At 74.2% G+C, this 19,356-nt stretch carries 15 protein-coding genes and 1 pseudogene; 14 read left to right on the top strand and 2 right to left on the bottom strand.

Annotated elements, in window-relative coordinates; genetic code table 11:
- The first annotated feature begins 30 nt into the window (after window positions 1–30).
- A pseudogene (locus I4Q55_RS48970) lies at window positions 31–845 on the top strand (ROK family protein).
- Here I4Q55_RS48970 and I4Q55_RS05895 read toward each other — a convergent pair.
- Complete coding sequence (locus I4Q55_RS05895) at window positions 828–5,069, bottom strand: cation-translocating P-type ATPase (RefSeq protein ID WP_307793127.1); 4,242 nt, start codon at window positions 5,067–5,069, stop codon at window positions 828–830. The pseudogene I4Q55_RS48970 and the gene I4Q55_RS05895 sit on opposite strands and share 18 nt — an antisense overlap.
- A 92-nt stretch (window positions 5,070–5,161) precedes the next feature.
- Between I4Q55_RS05895 and I4Q55_RS05890 the strand changes: the two genes are divergently transcribed.
- Together I4Q55_RS05890 and I4Q55_RS05885 are read left to right on the top strand one after the other, a co-directional pair.
- Complete coding sequence (locus I4Q55_RS05890; RefSeq protein WP_206784961.1) at window positions 5,162–5,572, top strand: YkvA family protein; 411 nt, start codon at window positions 5,162–5,164, stop codon at window positions 5,570–5,572.
- Between the two features lie 29 nt (window positions 5,573–5,601).
- Window positions 5,602–6,444, top strand: coding sequence for a TIGR03619 family F420-dependent LLM class oxidoreductase (locus I4Q55_RS05885; RefSeq protein WP_206784960.1), 843 nt, complete (start codon window positions 5,602–5,604; stop codon window positions 6,442–6,444).
- Between the two features lie 169 nt (window positions 6,445–6,613).
- On the opposite strand, the gene I4Q55_RS05880 is transcribed toward I4Q55_RS05885, so the two are convergent.
- A complete protein-coding gene (locus I4Q55_RS05880; protein WP_206784959.1) occupies window positions 6,614–7,552 on the bottom strand; it encodes a LysR family transcriptional regulator in 939 nt (312 codons plus the stop codon).
- A 71-nt stretch (window positions 7,553–7,623) separates the two neighbouring features.
- Between I4Q55_RS05880 and I4Q55_RS05875 the strand changes: the two genes are divergently transcribed.
- The 11 genes from I4Q55_RS05875 to I4Q55_RS05825 all read left to right on the top strand — a co-directional run bounded on the left by I4Q55_RS05875 (window position 7,624) and on the right by I4Q55_RS05825 (window position 19,345).
- Window positions 7,624–8,328, top strand: coding sequence for a succinate dehydrogenase cytochrome b subunit (locus I4Q55_RS05875; RefSeq protein ID WP_206784958.1), 705 nt, complete (start codon window positions 7,624–7,626; stop codon window positions 8,326–8,328).
- A complete protein-coding gene (locus I4Q55_RS05870; RefSeq protein WP_206784957.1) occupies window positions 8,328–10,250 on the top strand; it encodes a fumarate reductase/succinate dehydrogenase flavoprotein subunit in 1,923 nt (640 codons plus the stop codon). The genes I4Q55_RS05875 and I4Q55_RS05870 overlap by 1 nt, the downstream gene beginning before the upstream one ends.
- Window positions 10,247–10,993: a succinate dehydrogenase/fumarate reductase iron-sulfur subunit gene (locus I4Q55_RS05865; RefSeq protein ID WP_206784956.1), complete on the top strand. Its 747-nt coding sequence runs from the start codon at window positions 10,247–10,249 to the stop codon at window positions 10,991–10,993. The genes I4Q55_RS05870 and I4Q55_RS05865 overlap by 4 nt, the downstream gene beginning before the upstream one ends.
- A gap of 501 nt (window positions 10,994–11,494) precedes the next feature.
- Entirely contained in the window at window positions 11,495–13,513 is a 2,019-nt protein-coding gene (locus tag I4Q55_RS05860) for a phosphocholine-specific phospholipase C (RefSeq protein WP_206784955.1), read from the top strand.
- Window positions 13,514–13,648: 135 nt separating this feature from the next.
- Complete coding sequence (locus I4Q55_RS05855; protein WP_206784954.1) at window positions 13,649–13,945, top strand: DUF1540 domain-containing protein; 297 nt, start codon at window positions 13,649–13,651, stop codon at window positions 13,943–13,945.
- 104 nt (window positions 13,946–14,049) lie between these two features.
- Window positions 14,050–14,664: a helix-turn-helix domain-containing protein gene (locus tag I4Q55_RS05850; RefSeq protein WP_206784953.1), complete on the top strand. Its 615-nt coding sequence runs from the start codon at window positions 14,050–14,052 to the stop codon at window positions 14,662–14,664.
- A gap of 52 nt (window positions 14,665–14,716) precedes the next feature.
- The gene (locus I4Q55_RS05845) at window positions 14,717–15,883 is read left to right on the top strand and encodes an FAD-binding oxidoreductase (protein ID WP_206784952.1); all 1,167 of its coding nucleotides are present in this window, start codon (window positions 14,717–14,719) and stop codon (window positions 15,881–15,883) included.
- Window positions 15,880–16,152, top strand: coding sequence for a (2Fe-2S)-binding protein (locus I4Q55_RS05840; RefSeq protein ID WP_206784951.1), 273 nt, complete (start codon window positions 15,880–15,882; stop codon window positions 16,150–16,152). Before I4Q55_RS05845 ends, I4Q55_RS05840 begins: the two co-directional genes overlap by 4 nt.
- On the top strand, window positions 16,149–17,435 hold the full coding sequence (locus I4Q55_RS05835) for an NAD(P)/FAD-dependent oxidoreductase (RefSeq protein WP_206784950.1): 1,287 nt from the start codon (window positions 16,149–16,151) through the stop codon (window positions 17,433–17,435). Before I4Q55_RS05840 ends, I4Q55_RS05835 begins: the two co-directional genes overlap by 4 nt.
- The gene (locus tag I4Q55_RS05830; protein WP_206784949.1) at window positions 17,432–18,343 is read left to right on the top strand and encodes a dihydrodipicolinate synthase family protein; all 912 of its coding nucleotides are present in this window, start codon (window positions 17,432–17,434) and stop codon (window positions 18,341–18,343) included. The genes I4Q55_RS05835 and I4Q55_RS05830 overlap by 4 nt, the downstream gene beginning before the upstream one ends.
- On the top strand, window positions 18,344–19,345 hold the full coding sequence (locus I4Q55_RS05825) for a proline racemase family protein (protein ID WP_206784948.1): 1,002 nt from the start codon (window positions 18,344–18,346) through the stop codon (window positions 19,343–19,345).
- Window positions 19,346–19,356 lie beyond the last annotated feature (11 nt).

Here is a 19,356-nt window from a genome sequence, read left to right as displayed (position 1 = left end):
TCGGCGACGGCCGCCGAGGTCGTCGCCGAGATGGCGGCGGAGGCCGCGACCCTGGTCACCGGCGCGGGGATCGACCGGACGCGGCTGCTCGGGTTCGGGCTCGTGTTCCCCGGCCCGCTCGCCCCGGCCGGGGTGTCGCCGCCGTCGATGCGCCAGTGGCTGGAGTACCCGCTGGGCGAGGAACTGCGCCGGGTGACGGGCCGGCCGGTGCTGGTGGAGAACGACGCCGCGGCGGCCGCGCTCGGCGAGCTGTGGTCCGGGGGAGCGGGGACGTCGGCGACGTTCGCGGCGGTCTACATGGGTACCGGGATCGGGGCGGCCTGCTGGTCAACGGCCTGACGTTCCGCGGCACGAGCGGCAACACCGGGGAGGCCGGCCACGTCTGCCTGGACCTCGACGGCCCGGAGTGCTGGTGCGGCGCCCGCGGCTGCCTGGAGGCTCTCGCCGGCCCGGCGGCGGTGGTTTCGCGCGCCCGGGCCGACAGCAGGCTGTCCCGTGCGGCGGGCCTGCGCGGCGCGTCGGTGCCGGCGGACTTCGGCGCGCTGAGCCGCGCGGCCCGGCGCGGTGACGCCGCGGCGGTGGCCTTGCTCGAGCGGTCGGCGCGGTACGTGGCGGTGGGGGTCCGCACGTTGGCGAACGTGATGGATCTGGAGGCGGTGGTGCTGACGGGCCCGAGTTTCGCGATCGCGGGCGCGTCGTACGTCCCGGCGATCCGCGAGGAGCTGGAGCGCGCGGCCACGGCCCCGGCCATCGGCGGCGCGGCGATGGTGCTCCAGCCGGAACTGGTCCCCCTCCACGACGGCCTGCGCCTGCCCGGCCCCTCGAAGTCACCGAGCCCCCGCTGATCGCCCCGGCCTGATCTTGTCCTGATCGGACTCCGGGCGGAGGATCGGCAGCGTCGACGTCAGTGCTCCCGTTGCCACGCCTGCGCCGACGCCGGCCCAGGCCAGCGGGCCGAGCGGGGTGCAGCCGAAGAACTGGCTGACTCCCGGCGTCTGGACGATCGCGGCCAGCGCGAGCGCCGAACCCACCGCCGTCCCGACGACCAGCGGGCTGCGGCTGCGGCCGCGCAGGGTCTGGGCCAGCTGGGTGCCGACCAGGCCGCACAGGGCCATCGTGCTCGTGCGGCGGACCGTGCCCGGGGTGAACCGGCCGATCAGCCACGCCGTCGTCGCGCCGACGCCCGTCGTCACGCCGCGGCTGGTGATCTCGCGGTTGAGGCCCTTGCCGAGGCCGCCCGGTGCGCTGCCGTCGTCGTCCGGGCGGGTGACCGCCACCGCCATCGCCGGGAACAGGTCGGTCAGCAGGTTGACCAGCAGCAGCTGGCGGGTGCCCAGCGGCGAGTCGCCCGACAACAGCGTGCCCAGCACCGAGAAGCCGATCTCGCCCGCGTTGCCGCCGACCAGGATCACCACCGCGTCCGACACGCTGCGCCACAGCGCGCGGCCCTCCGCCACCGCCTCCAGCAGCACCGTCAGGTCCTCGTCGGTCAGCGCGACGTCGGCCGCGGTGCGGGCGGCGGTCGACGCGCGGGCGCGCACGCCGATGCCGACGTCCGCGGCGCGGATGGCCGCCGCGTCGTTCGCGCCGTCGCCGACCATCGCCGTCACCCGGCCCGCCTCGCGCAGCGCCTCCACGACCTGCAGCTTCTGCTCCGGTGCGACGCGGGCGATCACGCCGGCGCCGGCGAGCAGCCGGGCCCGGCCGGCCCGGTCGAGCGCGGCCAGCTCGTCCCCCGTGACGACCGGGGCGTCGGACGGCCAGCCGAGCGACGTCGCGATGGCCCGCGCGGTGTTCGGGTGGTCGCCGGTGAGCATGACCGGGGACACGCCGGCTTCGCGCAGCCCGGTGACCAGCGGTTCGGCCGTCGGCCGCAGCGTGTCGGCCAGCCCGAGGAAGCCGAGGAACTCCAGGTCCGCCAGCACTTCTTCGTCGTCGAGCGATGGCGCCGTCTTCCGGGACGCCACGGCCAGCACCCGCAACCCCTTGTCCGCCAACGCTTCGGCGGCGCGGGCCAGTTCCTCCGCGCCGGCGCAGGCAGGCAGGACGACCTCCGGGGCGCCCTTGACGACGAGCGCCGGATCGCCGTTCCCCTCCCGGCCGATCGTGGCCGAGTAGCCCCGGTTCGCTTCGAACGGCTGCCCGGCCAGCTCGGTCCAGCCCTCGTCCGGACCCGCGGCGTCGAGCACGGCGTGGTCGGTGGCGTGGGCGCGCACGTGGGGGTCGTCGAGCGTCCCCGGGCACGCCCGCGCCGCGGTCCGCAGCACGACGTCGCCCGGTTCCGGCTCGCGTGCCTCGCCGTCGGAGCCGGTCGTCGTCACCACGCGCAGGCGGTTCTCGGTCAGCGTGCCGGTCTTGTCGAAGCACACGACGTCCAGGCGCCCCAACGCCTCCAACGCTCGCGGGGCGCGGACCAGGATGCCCCGCGCGGACAGCCGCCGGGCCGCCGCCCGCTGGGCGACGGTGGCCACCAGCGGCAGCCCCTCGGGCACCGCGGCGACGGCGATCGCGACGCCGCCGGCCAGTGCCCGGCGCAGCGGGCGGCCGCGGATCGCCGAGAGGCCCGTGACGAGCGCGCCGCCGAGCATGGTCAGCGGCAGGGCGCGGCGGGTGAGGTCCTGCAGCCGCGCCTGGATGCCGACCGCGGCGGCGGTCCGGGTGGCCAGCTCGACGGCCCGGCCGGCCACGGTCTCCGAGCCGACCGCCACGACCACCGCCGTGCCTTCGCCGCTGACCACCGTGGTGCCGGCGAAGACCAGGCAGCTGCGCTCGGCCATCGGCGCGCCCGGCACCGGGTCGAGCTGCTTGGCGACCGGCAGCGACTCGCCGGTCAGCGCGGATTCGTCGGCTTCGAGGTCGTTGGCCGTCAGCAGCCGGGCGTCGGCCGGGACGACGTCGCCGACCCGCAGCTCGATCCGGTCGCCCGGTTCGAGGGCCCGCGCGTCGACGACCCGGCCGCCCTCCCGCCGCGCCCGCTGCCGCTCGCCGTCCCGCAGCTTCGCCAGCGCGCGGCGGCCGCGGAACTGCTGGGCCCCGCCGACGAGGGCGTTGAGGCCCATCGCCGCGGCCACCAGCAGCGCGTCCACCGGCGAGCCGACCACCGCGGACGCGACCGCGCCGAGGGCCAGTACCGGGGTCAGCGGGTCGTTCAGCTCGGCGGCGACGTCGGCGGCGAGGCCCACCCCGAAACGGGCCGGCGCCGCGGCCGGGTGCCGGGCCACGGTGCCGGCCACCGCCCGCACCCGCCGGGTCGCCAGGTCCCAGTGCGTCGGCTCGGCTTCCGCGGCCGCGAGCCGCTCGACGACCTCCTCGCCGGTCAGCTCGTGCCAGGCGATCCGGGTCCGGCCCGCCGGGGGCCGGGCGGCGGCCACCCGGACCGCGGCGAACGTGCCCATCGTCAGCCCGGTCAGCCCGCCGAGCAGCACCGGGTCCAGCCGGGGAATGGCCGGGACCAGCGTCCGGCGGCGTCGGGACGCCAGCAGCAGGCCGCCGATCAGGCCGCCCGCCGTCGCCACCCGGGTGGCCCGCTTGCTGTTGGCCCGCGCGGCGCCCGCCGCGCGCAGCACGCGCCACACGCCGGTCAGCCCCGGCCGGACGATCAGGTCGGCACCCCACAGCACCGGGGCGTTGCGGTCGGCGAGGGCGACGCAGAGGTCGCCGGCGAGCAGGCCCGCCACCTCGTCGCAGTGCGGCGCGCACCGGGCGGGCGGACGGGCGACGGTGAGCACGACCCGGCCGTCGTCCTGCAAGCGCGTCACCAGCCCGAAGAACGATTCCCCGGCGACGTCGTCGGCGAGCGTGGCGAACTCGCCCAGCCGGTCGCGGGCGCCCTCGCCGGCGATGAGCACCCGTGCTTCGGCCCGGCGGGCCGCGTCCAGCACGGCTTCGGCGTGCGGGTCGAGGCCGTCCTGGCCGTGCAGCGCGTCGACGTGCAGCACGACGGTGTCCACAGTGTCCAGTGCCTTGAGCCGGTCCGGGTCGCGGACGAGCACGCCTTCGCGGGCGAACGCGGTCCCCATCGCGGTGTGGAAGGCGGTGTCGGCGTACCGGGCGGGCATCGGCGACGCCGCGAGGAACGCTTCGGCGGCTTCGCGGGGGTTGCGGCGCACGAGCAGGTCGGCGACCGCGGCGAGCAGGCCGCCGCCGACGGCGGTGCGGGCGTAGTCCTCGTGGGGGATCCGGACCCGGCGCTCGGCCGGCGTCACGCCGAGACTGGGCCGGTCCGGCGAGCAGAGGTCGTCGTGGTGGGCGTCGAAGGCGGTGAGGCGGGCGATCGCCTCGGTGAGCTGCCCGGTACGGAGGAGGGCGTCCAGCAGCAGTTCGAGGGGGTCCTGGCTCAGCCCGCGCACCGCGGCGGACACGCCCGACCGGGCCAGCTCGGCCGTGTACCAGCCGAACTGCTCGTCGAGCGCGGCGCGGACGGCCGGGTGTTCCCGGGCCGCGGACACGGCCGCGCGCACGGCCTCGTGCACCCGCGCCCTCCGGGCGCCGACCGAAACAGCCAGGCCGGCGACGTCCATCGCCAGGGCGAGCGCGGCGGTCCGCACCCCGTAGGTGTCGCCGGGGTGGGCCGGGGCGGAGGCACCGGGCTCGGCCGGCGTCAGGTCGTGCCGTGCGCAGTGGTCGCCGAGCCAGTCCAGGACGCGGTCGGCGGCGGCTTCGTCGGCCAGGTAGAGGACGACGCTGCCGAGCCCGCCGTCCCAGTAGGCCCCGGCGACGCCGTCGTGCCCGGCCAGTTCGGCGGCGAACGCGGCGCCGTCCGGACGGTCCCCGGCAGGCCGCAGCGGGACGTGCAGCCGCCGTCCCGCGCGCCAGACGGCGGTGCGCGGACCAGCGGCGTTGCGCACGACCCGCGCGGCCCGCACGGCGGTGCGGCCGCTGGTCCGGGCGGCGTCCTTCGTGGCGCCGGCCGCGCCCGCGGTGAGCTCCCCGACGAGCGGGCTCACGGCGGAAACCGCCTTCTTCGCTTGCCGCGTCACGAGGACCGGCCCGGCCAGGGCGAGCGTCAGCCCCGCCTTCGTCACCGCGAACAACCCACCGAGCACTCCGACCTCCGCCTGCCGATCCACTCCGCTCGGCGTTCCCCGGTGGACGGAGGTCAAAACTTCCCGGCCCGATCGCGCGGCGGAACTGGACCGCGGTGCGCGTACCCTCGGTGGGCGTGACCGGTTCCTTCTGGTGGGACCTCCTCATCGGCGTCGCCGCCGCCCTGCTGCTCGCGTGGGCCGCCCTGATCGTCGCGCTCGTCATCGTCCGGCCCCGTGGCGGCCTGCTCCGGGAGGCGCTGCGGCTCCTCCCGGACGTGCTGCGGCTGGTCCGCAGGCTCGCCGCCGACAAGACCTTGCCGCGCGGGGTGCGGATCCGGCTCGGTCTCCTGCTCGCCTACCTCGCACTGCCGATCGACCTGGTGCCCGACTTCATCCCGGTGCTCGGGTACGCCGACGACGCCATCATCGTCAGCGCCGTCCTGCGTTCGGTGGTGCGCCGCGCCGGGCTCGACGCCGTGCGGGCGCACTGGCCCGGCACCGAGGACGGGTTCGCCGCCCTCGCCCGGCTGACGAGGTTGCCTTGACGTCGGCGTGAACGTTTAGCTTCGCGAGCGTGAAGTTCGGAATCAGTTACAGCACCCCCTTCTTCGGCGCCGACCCGGAAACGCTCGCCGGGTTCGCCCGGGACGCGGAGGAGTGCGGGTTCGAGTCGATCTACCTGCCGGAGCACGTCGCGCTGTACCCGGGCGCGCGGATCAGGGAGATGGCGCTGCCGCCGTCCCTGCCCTACGCCGATCCCCTGGAGTGCTTGACTTTCGTCGCGGCCGTGACGAGCCGCATCCTGCTGGGCACCGGGGTCCTGCTGCTGCCGTACCACCACCCGGTGGTGCTGGCCAAGCGGCTGGCGACCGTCGACGTGCTGTCCGGCGGGCGCATGCGGCTGCTGACGGTGGGCGTCGGCGCCCTGCCCGGCGAGGCGCGCGCGGCCGGCGTCGACTTCGCCACCCGCGGCCGCCGAGCGGACGAGGCCATCGACGTCCTGCGGCTGCTGTGGGCGGGCGGCGAGGAGGGAGTCTCGTTCGCCGGTGAGTTCTTCGCCTTCGAGGGAGTCTGCAGCTTCCCGAAGCCGGTCGGCGGCCACGCGCTGCCGATCCACGTCGGCGGGTCGAGCACGGCCGCCGCCCGCCGGGCGGGCCGCAGCGGCGACGGGTACTTCCCCGGCGGCGCGCTCACGGCGGACGAGCGCCGCCGCCAGTTCGAGCTCGCCCGGGCCACCGCGCGCGACCCGGAAAGCCTGCAGTACACGCGGTGGGGGAGCCTGGAAATGTCCACAGAGGACGTGGAGGAGCTGGCCCGCCAAGGGGTGACGCGGGTGGTCGTGACACCCGGCACGGCCGAACCCGGCCGACGGCGGGACGAGATGGCGGACTTCGCCGCGCGGTTCGGCCTCGGCTGACCGGCTGGGGCTTGGGGGTGGCCGGTCGTTGGTGGTCGGCTTTGGCTGGCCGGTTGGGGCTTCAGGTGGCCTGCCTCCGGTGGCCTGCCTCCGGTGGCCGGCCTCGGCTGACCGGCTGCGGCCTCAGGTGACCGGCCTCCGATGGCCGCCCCGCCCGGGTGACCTGGCCTCAGCCGCTGGCGGTGTCCACCAGGGACTCGATGCCCGGCGGCAGGCTCGCCCGCCGGGCCGCGTCGGCCACGAAACCCGCGATCGCCGACCGCAGCGCGCGTACCGCCCGGGTCGGCTCCACGTCCGCGCGGTGCGCGAGCTGCACCACGCGCGTCATCCCCGCGTCGGGCGTGAACCGCGTCATCCGGAACCGGTCGCCGGCCACCGTGCTCGGGACCACCGCCGCGCCCACGCCCGCGCGGACCAGCTCCAGCACCGCGTCCATCTCACCGCCCTCGATCGCGAACGACGGTTCGAACCCGGCGGCCCGGCACGCGTTGACCGTCGCCTCCCGGACGTCGTAACCGCGGCGGAACATCACCAGCGGGACGTCGGCCAGCGCCCCGATGCCGAGGCGGTCACCCGTGACCGGCGCTTCCGGCGCCGAGATCACCACCAGCTCCTCGAGCAGCAACGGCGTCGCCGTCAGGCCGGCGTCCGCCGTGGTCCGGGCGCCTGCCAGCAGCGCCAGGTCGAGCGCGCCCTCGGCCAGCCGCTGCCGCAGGTCGCCCGAGCCGCTTTCGTGCAGTTCCAGCTGGATGCCCGGGTACCGGCGGCGGAACGCGGCGAGCATCGCGGGCAGCAAACCCGTGCACAGGCTCGGCGGCGCGCCCAGCCGGACGCGGCCGCGGTCGAGCTCGAACAGTTCCCGGATGGCCAGCCGGGCGGTTTCGGTGTCGGCGAGGATCCGCCGCGCGATCGGCAGCAGCGTCTCGCCGGCCTCGGTGAGCGTGACGTTGCCGCGGATGCGGTGGAACAGCGGCGCGCCCAGGTCGTGTTCGAGCGCGCGGATCTGCTGCGACAGCGACGGCTGGGCCACCCGCACCTGCTCGGCGGCGCGGGTGAAGTGCCGGTGCTCGGCGACCGCCACGAAGTAGGCCAGCTGGTGGAACTGCATAGCCATAGCCTATCGAGAACAGAGCCATCATGTCTTTGACCTCTGGTTGACGCGCTTCTACCGTCGGTCAGGTGGTGAACACCCTCGCCCCGCACCGGCGCTCGGCCGTCCGGCGCTTCTGGGCCTCGACGATCGGCAAGAAGGCCGTCATGGCGGTCACCGGCGTGCTCCTGCTCGCCTTCGTGTTCGCGCACATGGTCGGCAACCTCAAGACGTTCCTCGGCGCCGGCGAGCTCAACCACTACGCCGGCTGGCTGCGCACGATCGGCGAGCCGGTGCTCGGCCGCGAGTGGTTCCTGTGGCTCCAGCGGGCGGTCCTGCTCGCCGCGCTGGTCCTGCACGTCACCGCGGCGGTGCAGCTCGCCCGGCGCGACCGCCGCGCGCGGCCGGTCCGGTACGTCCACCGGCCGCCGGCGCGGGCGACCTTCGCCGTGCGGACCATGCGCTGGGGCGGCGCGACCCTCGCGGTGTTCGTCGTCTGGCACATCCTCGACTTCACCGTCGGCACGGTGAACCAGGACTTCGTCCCGGGTGACCCGTACCACAACCTCGTCGCGGACTTCCAGGTCTGGTGGGTGAACCTGATCTACCTCCTCGCCCTGGCCATGCTGGGCCTGCACATCCACCACGGCTTCGCCAGCGCCGCGCGCACGCTCGGCGTCACGCGCCCGCGGCGGGAGCGGGCGATCAGGATCTTCGGCAGCACGACGGCGGTCGTGGTCGCGGGCGGGTACGCCCTCGTCCCGGTCGCGATCATGACGGGACTGGTGCACTGATGTCCGAATACCGCGTCGGCGACCCGATCGCCGACACGAAGGCACCCGCCGTTCCCCTGGAACAGCGGTGGGACGACCGGAAGTTCGCCGCGAAGCTGGTGAACCCGGCGAACCGGCGACGGCACCGGGTGATCGTCGTGGGCACCGGCCTGGCCGGCGGCTCGGCCGGCGCGACGCTGGCCGAGCAGGGCTACCACGTCGTGCAGTTCTGCGTCCAGGACTCGCCGCGGCGCGCGCACTCGGTCGCGGCCCAGGGCGGCATCAACGCCGCGAAGAACTACCGCAACGACGGCGACTCCGTGTACCGGCTCTTCCACGACACGGTCAAGGGCGGCGACTTCCGGGCCCGCGAGTCCAATGTGTACCGGCTGGCTCAGGTGTCGGCGCAGATCATCGACCAGGCCGTGGCCCAGGGCGTGCCGTTCGCCCGGGAGTACGGCGGGCTGCTCGACACCCGCTCCTTCGGCGGCGTGCAGGTGCAGCGGACGTTCTACGCGCGCGGCCAGACGGGCCAGCAGCTGCTGATCGGCGCGTACCAGGCGCTGTCCCGGCAGATCGACGCCGGGAACGTCGAGCTGCACGCCCGCACCGAGATGCTCGACCTCGTCGTCGACGGCGGCCGGGCCCGCGGCATCGTCGCGCGCGACCTGGTCACCGGCGAGATCACCACGCACCTCGCGGACGCCGTCGTGCTCGCGACCGGCGGCTACGGCAACGTCTTCTACCTCTCGACGAACGCGAAGGGCTCGAACGCCACCGCGATCTGGCGCGCGCACAAGCGCGGTGCCTACTTCGCGAACCCGTGCTTCACCCAGATCCACCCCACGTGCATCCCGCGCTCGGGCGAGCACCAGTCGAAGCTGACGCTGATGAGCGAGTCGCTGCGCAACGACGGCCGCATCTGGGTCCCGAAGCGGCCGGGCGACACCAGAGCACCAGGGGAGATCCCCGAGGACGAGCGCGACTACTACCTCGAACGCCTCTACCCGAGCTTCGGCAACCTCGTGCCGCGGGACATCGCGTCGCGGGCGGCGAAGAACGTGTGCGACGCCGGGTTCGGCGTCGGCCCCGGCGGCCTGGGCGTCTACCTGGACTTCGCCGACGCGATCGCGCGGCTGGGCCGGCCGGCGATCGAAGCCCGCTACGGCAACCTCTTCGACATGTACCAGCGCATCACCGCGGAAGACCCGTACACCGTGCCGATGCGGATCTACCCGGCCATCCACTACACGATGGGCGGGCTCTGGGTGGACTACGACCTGCAGAGCACGATCCCCGGGCTGTTCGTGATCGGCGAGGCGAACTTCTCCGACCACGGCGCCAACCGGCTCGGCGCGTCGGCGTTGATGCAGGGGCTCGCCGACGGCTACTTCGTGCTGCCCGCGACGGTGAACGACTATCTGGGCAGCACGCGCCTCGACGACGTCTCCGCGGCCGCCGTCGCCGAAGCGGAAACCGAGGTGCGCGCCCGGATTTCCCGGCTACTGGCGGTGCGGGGAACGCGGTCCGTCGACTCGTTCCACCGGGAGCTGGGCCTGCTGATGTGGGACCACTGCGGGATGTCCCGCACGCGCGAAGGCCTGCGCAAGGCCCTGGAGCGAGTGCCGGAGCTGCGGGCGGAGTTCTGGCGCGACGTCCGGATCCCGGGCGGCGGCGCGGAGCTCAACCAGGAGCTGGAGAAGGCTCATCGCGTGGCCGACTTCCTGGAGCTGGCCGAGCTCATGCTCGTCGACGCGCTGGTCCGCGAGGAATCCTGCGGCGGCCACTTCCGCGAGGAACACCAGACCCCCGACGGCGAAGCCCTGCGGGACGACGAGCACTTCGCGCACGTCGCCGCGTGGGAGTACGGCACCGAGCCGGTGCTGCACCGTGAGGAACTGGTCTTCGAACACGTCCACCCGACCCAGCGGAGCTACACATGAAACTCACCGTCCGCGTCTGGCGGCAGGCCGGACCGGCCGCGGAAGGCAGGCTGGTCGCCTACCCGGTCGACGGCATCAGCCCGGACATGTCGTTCCTGGAGATGCTGGACGTGCTGAACCAGCGCCTGATCGAAGAGGGCGACGAACCGGTGGCGTTCGACCACGACTGCCGCGAGGGCATCTGCGGCTCGTGCGGCGTGGTGATCAACGGCCAGGCCCACGGACCCGAGCGCACGACGTCGTGCCAGCTGCACATGCGCTCCTTCACCGACGGCGACGTCATCGACGTGGAACCGTGGCGCGCGGCGGGTTTCCCGGTGGTGAAGGACCTGGTGGTCGACCGTTCGGCGCTGGACCGGATCGTCCAGGCCGGCGGGTACGTCAGCGCACCGACGGGCAGTGCCCCGGACGCCCACGCGACACCGGTCCCCAAGCCGGACGCGGACCTGGCGTTCGACAACGCCACGTGCATCGGCTGCGGAGCCTGCGTGGCGGCGTGCCCCAACGGCTCGGCCACGCTGTTCACGGCGGCGAAGGTGACGCACCTGAGCCTGCTGCCGCAAGGCGGCCCGGAGCGCGCGAGCCGGGTGCTGGACATGGTGGCGGCGATGGACGCCGAGGGCTTCGGCGGGTGCACCAACACGGGCGAGTGCGTGGCGTCGTGCCCGAAGGGGATCCCGTTCACGAGCATCGCGACGCTGAACCGCGAGTACCTCGCCGCGAGCCGCGCCGGCCGCCGCTGAGCGACGCACGTCACGCCCGTCGGCCGGAACACCAGCGGAGACAGGACGTTGTACAGGGTGTCGGTACGGTGGTGCCCCCGGGCCTCACCCCTTGCCTTCACGGAATACCAGTCCGGCTGGAGCCGTGTTGTGCCTTCCGCCGCGAGGCGGCCCCCGTACCGGCCTGGAACTCCCGTCTCCGCTCGCAGGTCGACCCCCCTCGGACCTCCGCTGGGCGGAGACGGGCCTCGGAACTCTTTTCCCGCCGTGACGTTTGCCGGGTTTCGCCCCGGGTACGCCGGTTCCGGCGGTGCCCCGCCCGGTGTTCGAGCTCAGCCCGTGGTCTCCACAGCCCGGGCGCCCGGGCGGGGCATCGCCGCGCAGCCGCGGTTCTGTCCACAGTCTGTCCGCTCGCAGGCGTTAACCAGGGTTTCGCCCGGCGTTAGCCTCGCTCTGCGCGCGGGTTCGCCATCGGCGACCCATACTGACCCGGCTCACCACCACGAGACCCCCGGAGTCCCCATGACGGACGTCAACCGACGACGTTTTCTGCAGCTCGCGGGCGGCACCGCCGCCCTTTCCGCACTGTCCACGAGCATCGCGCGCGCGGCGGAGATCCCCGCGTACCACCGCACCGGGACACTGCGGGACGTCGAGCACATCGTGGTGCTAATGCAGGAAAACCGGTCGTTCGACCACTACTTCGGCACGCTGCGCGGCGTCCGCGGCTTCGGCGACCCGCGGCCGGCGACCCTCGCCGACGGCAAGGCGGTCTGGGCGCAGTCGGACGGCAACCGCGACATCCTGCCCTTCCGGCCCGAAGCGGACAACCTGGGCCTGCAGTTCATCCAGGACCTCCCGCACGGCTGGAACGACACGCACGCGGCGTGGAACGGCGGCCGCTACGACAAGTGGGTGCCCGCGAAGGGCTCGACCACCATGGCCTACCTGACGCGCGAAGACATCCCGTTCCACTACGCCCTCGCCGACGCGTTCACCATCTGCGACGCCTACCACTGCTCGTTCATGGGCTCGACCGACCCGAACCGCTACTACATGTGGACCGGCTACACCGGCAACGACGGCCAGGGTGGCGGGCCGGTCCTCGGCAACGACGAAAAGGGCTACTCCTGGACGACCTACCCCGAGCGCCTCGAGCAGGCCGGCGTCTCGTGGAAGATCTACCAGGACACCGGCGACGGCCTCGACGCCGCGGGCAGCTGGGGCTGGATCGAAGACGCCTACCGCGGCAACTACGGCGACAACTCGCTGCTGTACTTCAACTCCTACCGCAACGCCAAGCCCGGCGACGCCCTGTACGAGAAGGCCCGCACCGGCACGAACGCCAAGGCGGGCGAGGGCTACTTCGACCGGCTGCGCGCCGACGTCAAGGCCGGGCAGCTGCCGCAGGTTTCGTGGATCACCGCGCCGGAGGCGTTCTGCGAGCACCCGAACTGGCCGGTGAACTACGGCGCCTGGTACATCGCGCAGGTCCTCGACGCGCTCACCGCCAACCCGGACGTGTGGAGCAAGACCGCGCTGTTCATCACCTACGACGAGAACGACGGCTTCTTCGACCACGTCGTCCCGCCGTACGCGACGGCCGGCCAGTCCACGGTGGACACGACGGGGGAGATCTTCGCCGGGTCGGCCGCGAACCCGGCCGGCCCGTACGGGCTCGGCCAGCGCGTGCCGATGATCGTGGTGTCGCCGTGGAGCAAGGGCGGCTACGTCTGCTCGGAGACGTTCGACCACACGTCGATCATCCGGTTCGTCGAGCGGCGGTTCGGCGTGCGGGAACCGAACATCTCGGCGTGGCGCCGGTCGGTGTGCGGTGACCTGACGTCGGCGTTCGACTTCGCCCGCACCGACACGCGCGTGCCCGCCCTGCCGGACACCGCGGGCTACGAGCCGCCGGACCGCAAGCGGCACCCGGACTACGTGCCCGAGGTGCCGGCGAACGCCGTGCTGCCGAAGCAGGAGCCGGGGCTGCGGCCGGCGCGGGCGCTGCCGTACGACCTCGCCGTGGACGCCCAGGCCGGGGCCGCGCTGAACCTGACGTTCGGCAACCAGGGCCGCGCGGGCGCGACTTTCTACGTCGTCTCGCCCGGGGGCGAGCCGCGGACGTACACGGCGGGCGCCGGCTGCTCGCTCGACGCCGCCCTGCCCTTCTCCGGCGGCTACGACTACACCGCCCACGGGCCGAACGGCTTCGTCCGGCAGTTCCGCGGCGGCGGCGTGGCCGGGCCGGAGGTGAGCGCGCGGCCGGAGGGCCGCAGCGGCAACCTGGCGCTGGTGCTGACCAACAGCGGCACCACGCCGGTGCGGCTCACGCTGACCGACTCCTACGGCCGTCGCTCGACGTCGCGGCTCCTGCGGCCGGGGGCGCGGGTCGTCGAGGTGGTGGACACGCGGCGCAGCGGCAACTGGTACGACGTCTCGGTCGTGTCGGACCGCGACCCGCGCTTCCTGCGCCGGCTGGCGGGGCACGTCGAGACCGGGCGGCCGAGCACGAGCGACCCGAACACGCTCACGAACTGAGCTCTAACGGGCGCCTTTGTCACCCGGCCGGGCGGGGTGGCTCACCCGGCCGTGGCGGCGTCCGTTGCGGGGCCGGGGTCCGGGTGGGAGCGTCGGGGAACCGACTGTTTTCCCACCACGGAACCAGGAGTGCGGATGACCACCACCGAGATGCCGGCCGTGCACGAGTGCACGGTCAGCGGCTGTTCCTACAACCACGACGGCTGCCACGCCTTCGCCATCACGGTCGGCGGCGGCAACGGGTCGGCGGACTGCGGAACGTTCGTCCCGCTGAACACCAAGGGCGGCCTGGACCGCGTCGTCGCCCAGGTCGGCGCGTGTTCCCGGACGGACTGCCGGCACAACGAATCGCTGGAGTGCACGGCGTCGAGCATCCGGGTCGGCCCGGGCACCGGCGGCCACGCGGCGAACTGCCTGACCTACAGCAGGTAGCGACCACGGCCGGGCTTCTCCGCGGCATCATTCGCCGCGGGGCAGCCCGGCCGTGGCATCATGACGCCTGGCCCGATCGGCAAACCGAACGGAGGGCGCCGCTGATGGACGCTTTACCGAACGATGACGGCAGTCCGTCGATCCGCGACATGCTGGCGGTCAACCTCCGCGCGACGCGGGTGGCGCGCGGCCTGTCGCTGTCGGAGCTGGCCCGGCGGTCGGGCATCGGCAAGGCGACGCTGTCGCAGCTCGAGGGCGGCACCGGCAACCCGACCATCGAGACCGTGTTCAGCCTGTCCCGCGTCCTCGAAGTGGCGATCTCCGACCTGCTCGACCACCGGCCGCGCGGCGGGCTGACCGTCGTGCGGGCGGCCGAGGTCGATGTGCTCCGCGGCGAGGGTGTCGACCTGCGGCCGCTGCGCCGGATCGAGGCGGACAACAGCGTCTTCGAGGTCTACGACCAGCTCGTCCGCGGGGACGCGCCGCAGCGCTCGCAGGGCCACGCCGGCGTCGAGCACACCATCGTGCAGGGCGGCAGGCTCCGCGTCGAGGCCGGCGGCCGGACCGTGGACCTCGGGCCCGGCGACTACGTGGCCTTCGACGCCCGCGAGCCGCACAGCTACACCGCGCCGGACGGCCCCGTGCAGTCGGTACTGCTGCTGCAGTATTGCGCGGACGAACGGCTCGACGGCAGGCCGCACCCCGTCCGGCTGGATTGACACCCGTCCCGATCGACACCTATCGTTCGCTATACCGAACGCTGGAGGGTCGATGAACCGAACGCGGGTGGTGGTGATCGGCGCCGGCATCGTCGGCGCGGCCTGCGCCAGGGAACTCGCACTGGCCGGCTTCGACGTCCTGGTCGTCGACCGCGGCCGGCCCGCGGGCGGCACCACATCGCACGGCGAGGGCAATGTGCTCGTCTCGGACAAGGGGCCGGGGGCCGAGCTCGTGCTCGCGCAGCTGTCCGCCCGGTTGTGGCCGCGGGTGGTGGCCGAGATCGCCGAAGCCGACCCGCGGGCGGCCGCCGCGACGGAGTTCGACCCGAAGGGCGGCATCGTCGTCGCCACCACGGAAGCCGGCGCCCGCGCGCTCCTCGCGTTCGCCGAGGCCCAGGCCGCGGCCGGGGTACGCACCGAGCGGCTGTCCTCAGCGGACGTCGCGGCGGCCGAACCCGCGCTGACCCGCGAGGTGACCGCCGCCGTCCGGTACCCGGAAGACGCCCAGGTCCAGCCGGCCGGCGCCGCGCTCGCCCTGATGGGTTCGGCGCTCCGCCACGGCGCCCGGCTGCGCACCGAGGCCGAGGTGACGGGCGCGCGGGTCCGCGGCGGCCGGATCACCGGCGTCGGTCTTGGTGGCGAAGTGGCCGAAGCGGACGTGGTGGTGAACGCGGCGGGCCCGTGGTCGGGCCCGGTGTCGGCCCGGCTGGGCGCGCCGATCGCGGTCCGCCCCCGGCGCGGCGAGGTCCTGGTGACGACGCCGATGCCGGGCGTGGTGCGGCACAAGGTCTACGACGCGGACTACGTCGACGCGGTCGGCATGGGCAGCGGCGAGCTGCAGACATCGGCGGTGGTGGAGTCGACGTGGGGCGGCACGGTGCTGATCGGCTCGTCCCGCCGCCGCGTGGGCTTCGACGACACGATCCGGCCGGACGTGCTGAGCGCGATCGCGGCCAAGGCGGTCCGCCTGTTCCCGGTGCTGGCCGACGCCGCGGTGATGCGCGCGTACGGCGGTTTCCGGCCGTACGTGGACGACCACCTGCCGGTGCTGGGCGAGGACCCGAGGCTCGCCGGCCTCTGGCACGCGACCGGCCACGAAGGCGCGGGGATCGGCCTGAGCCTCGGAACGGCGAGGCTGCTGCGCGAACTGCTGACCGGCGTGGCGCCGTCGATGCCGGTGGTGGAGTTCACCGTGGACCGCCCGGCGGTGCTCGCGTGAGCGGCCACCCGATCACGATCACCGTCGACGGCGAGGCCGTGACCGGCACCGCCGGGCAGACCGTCGCCGGCGTGCTCCTCGCCGCCGGGCGGGTGTCCTGGCGCACCACCCGGTCCGGCGCGCCACGCGGTGTCTTCTGCGGCATCGGTGCCTGCTTCGACTGCCTGCTCACCGTCAACGGCGTCGCCGACGTCCGCGCCTGCCGTCGCCGGGCCGCCGACGGCGACGAGATCCGGACGCAGTCGCGGGAACGGGAGGAAAGCGCGTGACGCACGTCGTCATCGTCGGCGCGGGGCCGGCGGGGCTCGCGGCCGCCGAAGCCGCGCTCGCCGCCGGGGCCCACGTCACCGTTCTCGACCAGTCCGACGTGCCCGGCGGCCAGTACCACCGCGGCGCGGGAAACCGGTTCGAGGCACTTCTGGACCGGTGCGCGTGGTGGCCGGAAAGCACTGTCTGGGCCCTGGAAGGCAAGCGGGTCCACGTCCTGCGCGGCCCGGCCGACGGGACGAACCGGCGGCGCCACACCCTCGATCCCGACGCCTTGGTGCTCGCCACCGGCGCGCACGACCGCGTCCTGCCGTTTCCCGGCTGGCAGCTGCCCGGCGTCTTCACCGCCGGCGCCGCGCAGGCGCTGGCCAAGGGGGAGCGGGTCGCCGTCGGGCGGCGGGTGCTCGTCGCCGGGGCCGGGCCCTTCCTCCTGCCGGTCGCGCAATCCCTGGTGGACGTCGGCGCCGAAGTACGAGCCGTCCTGGAGGCGAACCCGGTTGGCACTGTCCTCAGTGGATGGTCCTGGCGCGCGGCCGCGCACCTCGGCAAGATGAACGAACTGGTGCGTTACTCGGCCAAGCTGGCCCGGCACCGCATCCCGTACCACTTCGGCCGCACGGTGGTCGAAGCCCGCGGCGACGACCGGGTGCGCGAAGCCGTCACCGCACGCGTCCGCGCGGACTGGTCGGTCGTCCCCGGCACCGAACGCACCTACGAGGTCGACGCCCTCTGCGTCGGGCACGGCTTCGCGGGGCAACCCGAACTGGCCGTCGCGGCCGGCTGCGCCCTCGACGGCGGGTTCGTCCGGGTCGGCGACGACCAGCGCACCAGCGTCACCGGGGTGTTCGCCGCGGGGGAGATCACCGGCATCGGCGGCTCGGCCGCGGCCGCCGCGGAAGGCGCGGTCGCCGGGTGGGCCGCCGCCGGGCGGACGCCGGGCCCCGCCCTGGTCAAGCGGCGTGACCACGCCCGCGCGTTCGCCCGCCGCCTCGCCGCCGCCCACCCCATCGGCGCGGCGTGGCCCGGCTGGCTGCGCGCGGACACCGTCGTCTGCCGCTGCGAGGAAACCACCTACGGCGACCTGAGAACCGCCGCCGCGGACCCGGCCACGCCGGGCCCGCACGCGCTCAAGCTCGGCACCCGCGCCGGGCTCGGCCCGTGCCAGGGCCGGATGTGCGGACCCAGCGTCGCCGCGCTCTGCGGGGGCACCGAACGCCACCACCGTCCGATCGCCCAGCCGATCCGCCTGGGCGAGCTCGCCGATCCGACGAAGGAGTCCCCATGAGTCCCCGCGACCTCGGCGGCGTGGTCGTCGCCGCCGCGTTGCCCTACCGGGCCGACGACGCCGCGCCGGCCGGGCTGGCCGTCGACTACGACGCCTACGCCGAACACTGCCGGTGGCTCGTCGAAAACGGCTGCCGCGGCGTCGGCCCGAACGGTTCCCTCGGCGAGTACTCCTCGCTCACCGACGACGAACGCCGGCGCGTCGCCCGCACCGCGATCGAGGCCGTCGGGACGGACGGGATCGTCGTCGTCGGCGTCCACGGTCCCGGCGCGCACCAGGCCCGGTACTGGGCCGAGGCGGCGGCCGAGGACGGCGCGCACGGCGTGCTGTGCCTGCCGCCGACGCTCTACCGCGCCAACCGCGGCGAGGTGCTCGCCCACTTCGAGGCGGTGGCGTCGGCGGGCCTGCCGGTGATGGTCTACAACAACCCGTTCGACACCAAGGTCGACCTGACACCGGACCTGCTGGCCGAGATCGCGCAGATCGACAACGTGGTGGCCGTCAAGGAGTTCTCCGGCGACGTCCGCCGCGTGCTGGAGATCCGCGAGCGCGCGCCGGAGCTGGCGGTGATCGGCGGCGCCGACGACGTCGTCCTGGAAAGCCTGCTGATGGGCGCCACGGGGTGGTTCGCCGGGTTCCCGAACGTGTTCCCGGCCGAGTCGGCGCGGTTGTTCGAGCTGGCCACGGCGGGCAAGCTCGAGGAGGCCAGGGCGCTGTACGAACCACTGGTGGCCGCGTTCCGCTGGGATTCGCGCACCGAGTTCGTCCAGGCCATCAAGCTCGGGATGGACATGGTGGGCCGCCGCGGCGGGCCGTGCCGTCCACCGCGGGGGCCGCTCTCGGACGTCCACCGCGAGCAGGTCCGCGCCGACATGGGCCGCGCGCTCGCGGCGCTGGGGGTGGCGTAGATGCGGTCTTCGCGCGCGATCACGGCGGTCGACTCGCACACCGAGGGCATGCCGACCCGGGTGGTGACCGGCGGCGTGGCGCCCATTCCCGGCGCCACGATGGCCGAGCGCCGCCGGTACTTCATGGCACACCTGGACCACCTCCGGCAATTCCTGGTGAACGAGCCGCGCGGCCACTCGGCGATGAGCGGCGCGATCCTGCAGCCGCCCTGCCGCGACGACGCGGACTGGGGCGTGCTGTACATCGAGGTGTCCGGCTGCCTGCCGATGTGCGGCCACGGCACGATCGGCGTGGCGACGGTGCTGGTGGAGACGGGCATGGTCGAGGTGACCGAGCCGACGACGGTGGTGCGCCTGGACACCCCGGCGGGGCTGGTGCACGCCGAGGTGACGGTCCGCGACGGCCGTGCTGTGAGCGTGAAGCTGCGCAATGTGGCCTCGTTCCTCGCCGAGCGCGACGCCGTGGTTTCGGTGCCGGGACTCGGTGACGTCCGCTACGACCTGGCGTACGGCGGGAACTTCTACGCCATCCTGGAATTGTCCTCTGTGGACATCCCGTTCGACCGGGCGGAGAAGGACCGGATCCTCGGCGCGGGCCTGTCGATCATGGCGGCGATCAACGAGCAGCGGCCGCCGAAGCACCCGGAGGACCCGCTGATCGGCGGCTGCAAGCACGTCCAGTTCCTGGCGCCGGGCTCGGACGCGCGCGCGTCGCGGAACGCGATGGCGATCCACCCGGGCTGGTTCGACCGGTCACCGTGCGGCACGGGAACGTCCGCCCGGATGGCGCAGCTGCACGCCCGGGGCGAGCTGCCGCTGCACACGCCGTTCGAGAACAGTTCGTTCATCGGCACGACGTTCACCGGCTCGCTGGTCGCGGAAACCACGGTCGGCGGCGTGCCGGCGGTGGTCCCGGAGTTCGCGGGCCGGGCCTGGATCACGGGAACGGCCACGTACCTGCTGGACCCGGACGACCCGTTCCCGACGGGGTTCGTGCTCTAGGCGGGTTGCCG

The sequence above is a fragment of the Amycolatopsis sp. MtRt-6 genome, assembly GCF_017308975.1.
GTDB lineage: Bacteria > Actinomycetota > Actinomycetes > Mycobacteriales > Pseudonocardiaceae > Amycolatopsis.
Note: the sequence above shows the minus strand (reverse complement) of the source record. Positions and strands in the feature narration are given on the sequence as shown.

Coding starts and splice junctions, on each gene's coding strand:
- I4Q55_RS05870 (WP_206784957.1), top strand. CDS start 8,328: ATGTCCGAATACCGCGTCGGCGACCCGATCGCCGACACGAAGGCACCC.
- I4Q55_RS05865 (WP_206784956.1), top strand. CDS start 10,247: ATGAAACTCACCGTCCGCGTCTGGCGGCAGGCCGGACCGGCCGCGGAA.
- I4Q55_RS05830 (WP_206784949.1), top strand. CDS start 17,432: ATGAGTCCCCGCGACCTCGGCGGCGTGGTCGTCGCCGCCGCGTTGCCC.
- I4Q55_RS05825 (WP_206784948.1), top strand. CDS start 18,344: ATGCGGTCTTCGCGCGCGATCACGGCGGTCGACTCGCACACCGAGGGC.
- I4Q55_RS05855 (WP_206784954.1), top strand. CDS start 13,649: ATGACCACCACCGAGATGCCGGCCGTGCACGAGTGCACGGTCAGCGGC.
- I4Q55_RS05860 (WP_206784955.1), top strand. CDS start 11,495: ATGACGGACGTCAACCGACGACGTTTTCTGCAGCTCGCGGGCGGCACC.
- I4Q55_RS05850 (WP_206784953.1), top strand. CDS start 14,050: ATGGACGCTTTACCGAACGATGACGGCAGTCCGTCGATCCGCGACATG.
- I4Q55_RS05880 (WP_206784959.1), bottom strand. CDS start 7,552: ATGCAGTTCCACCAGCTGGCCTACTTCGTGGCGGTCGCCGAGCACCGG.
- I4Q55_RS05845 (WP_206784952.1), top strand. CDS start 14,717: ATGAACCGAACGCGGGTGGTGGTGATCGGCGCCGGCATCGTCGGCGCG.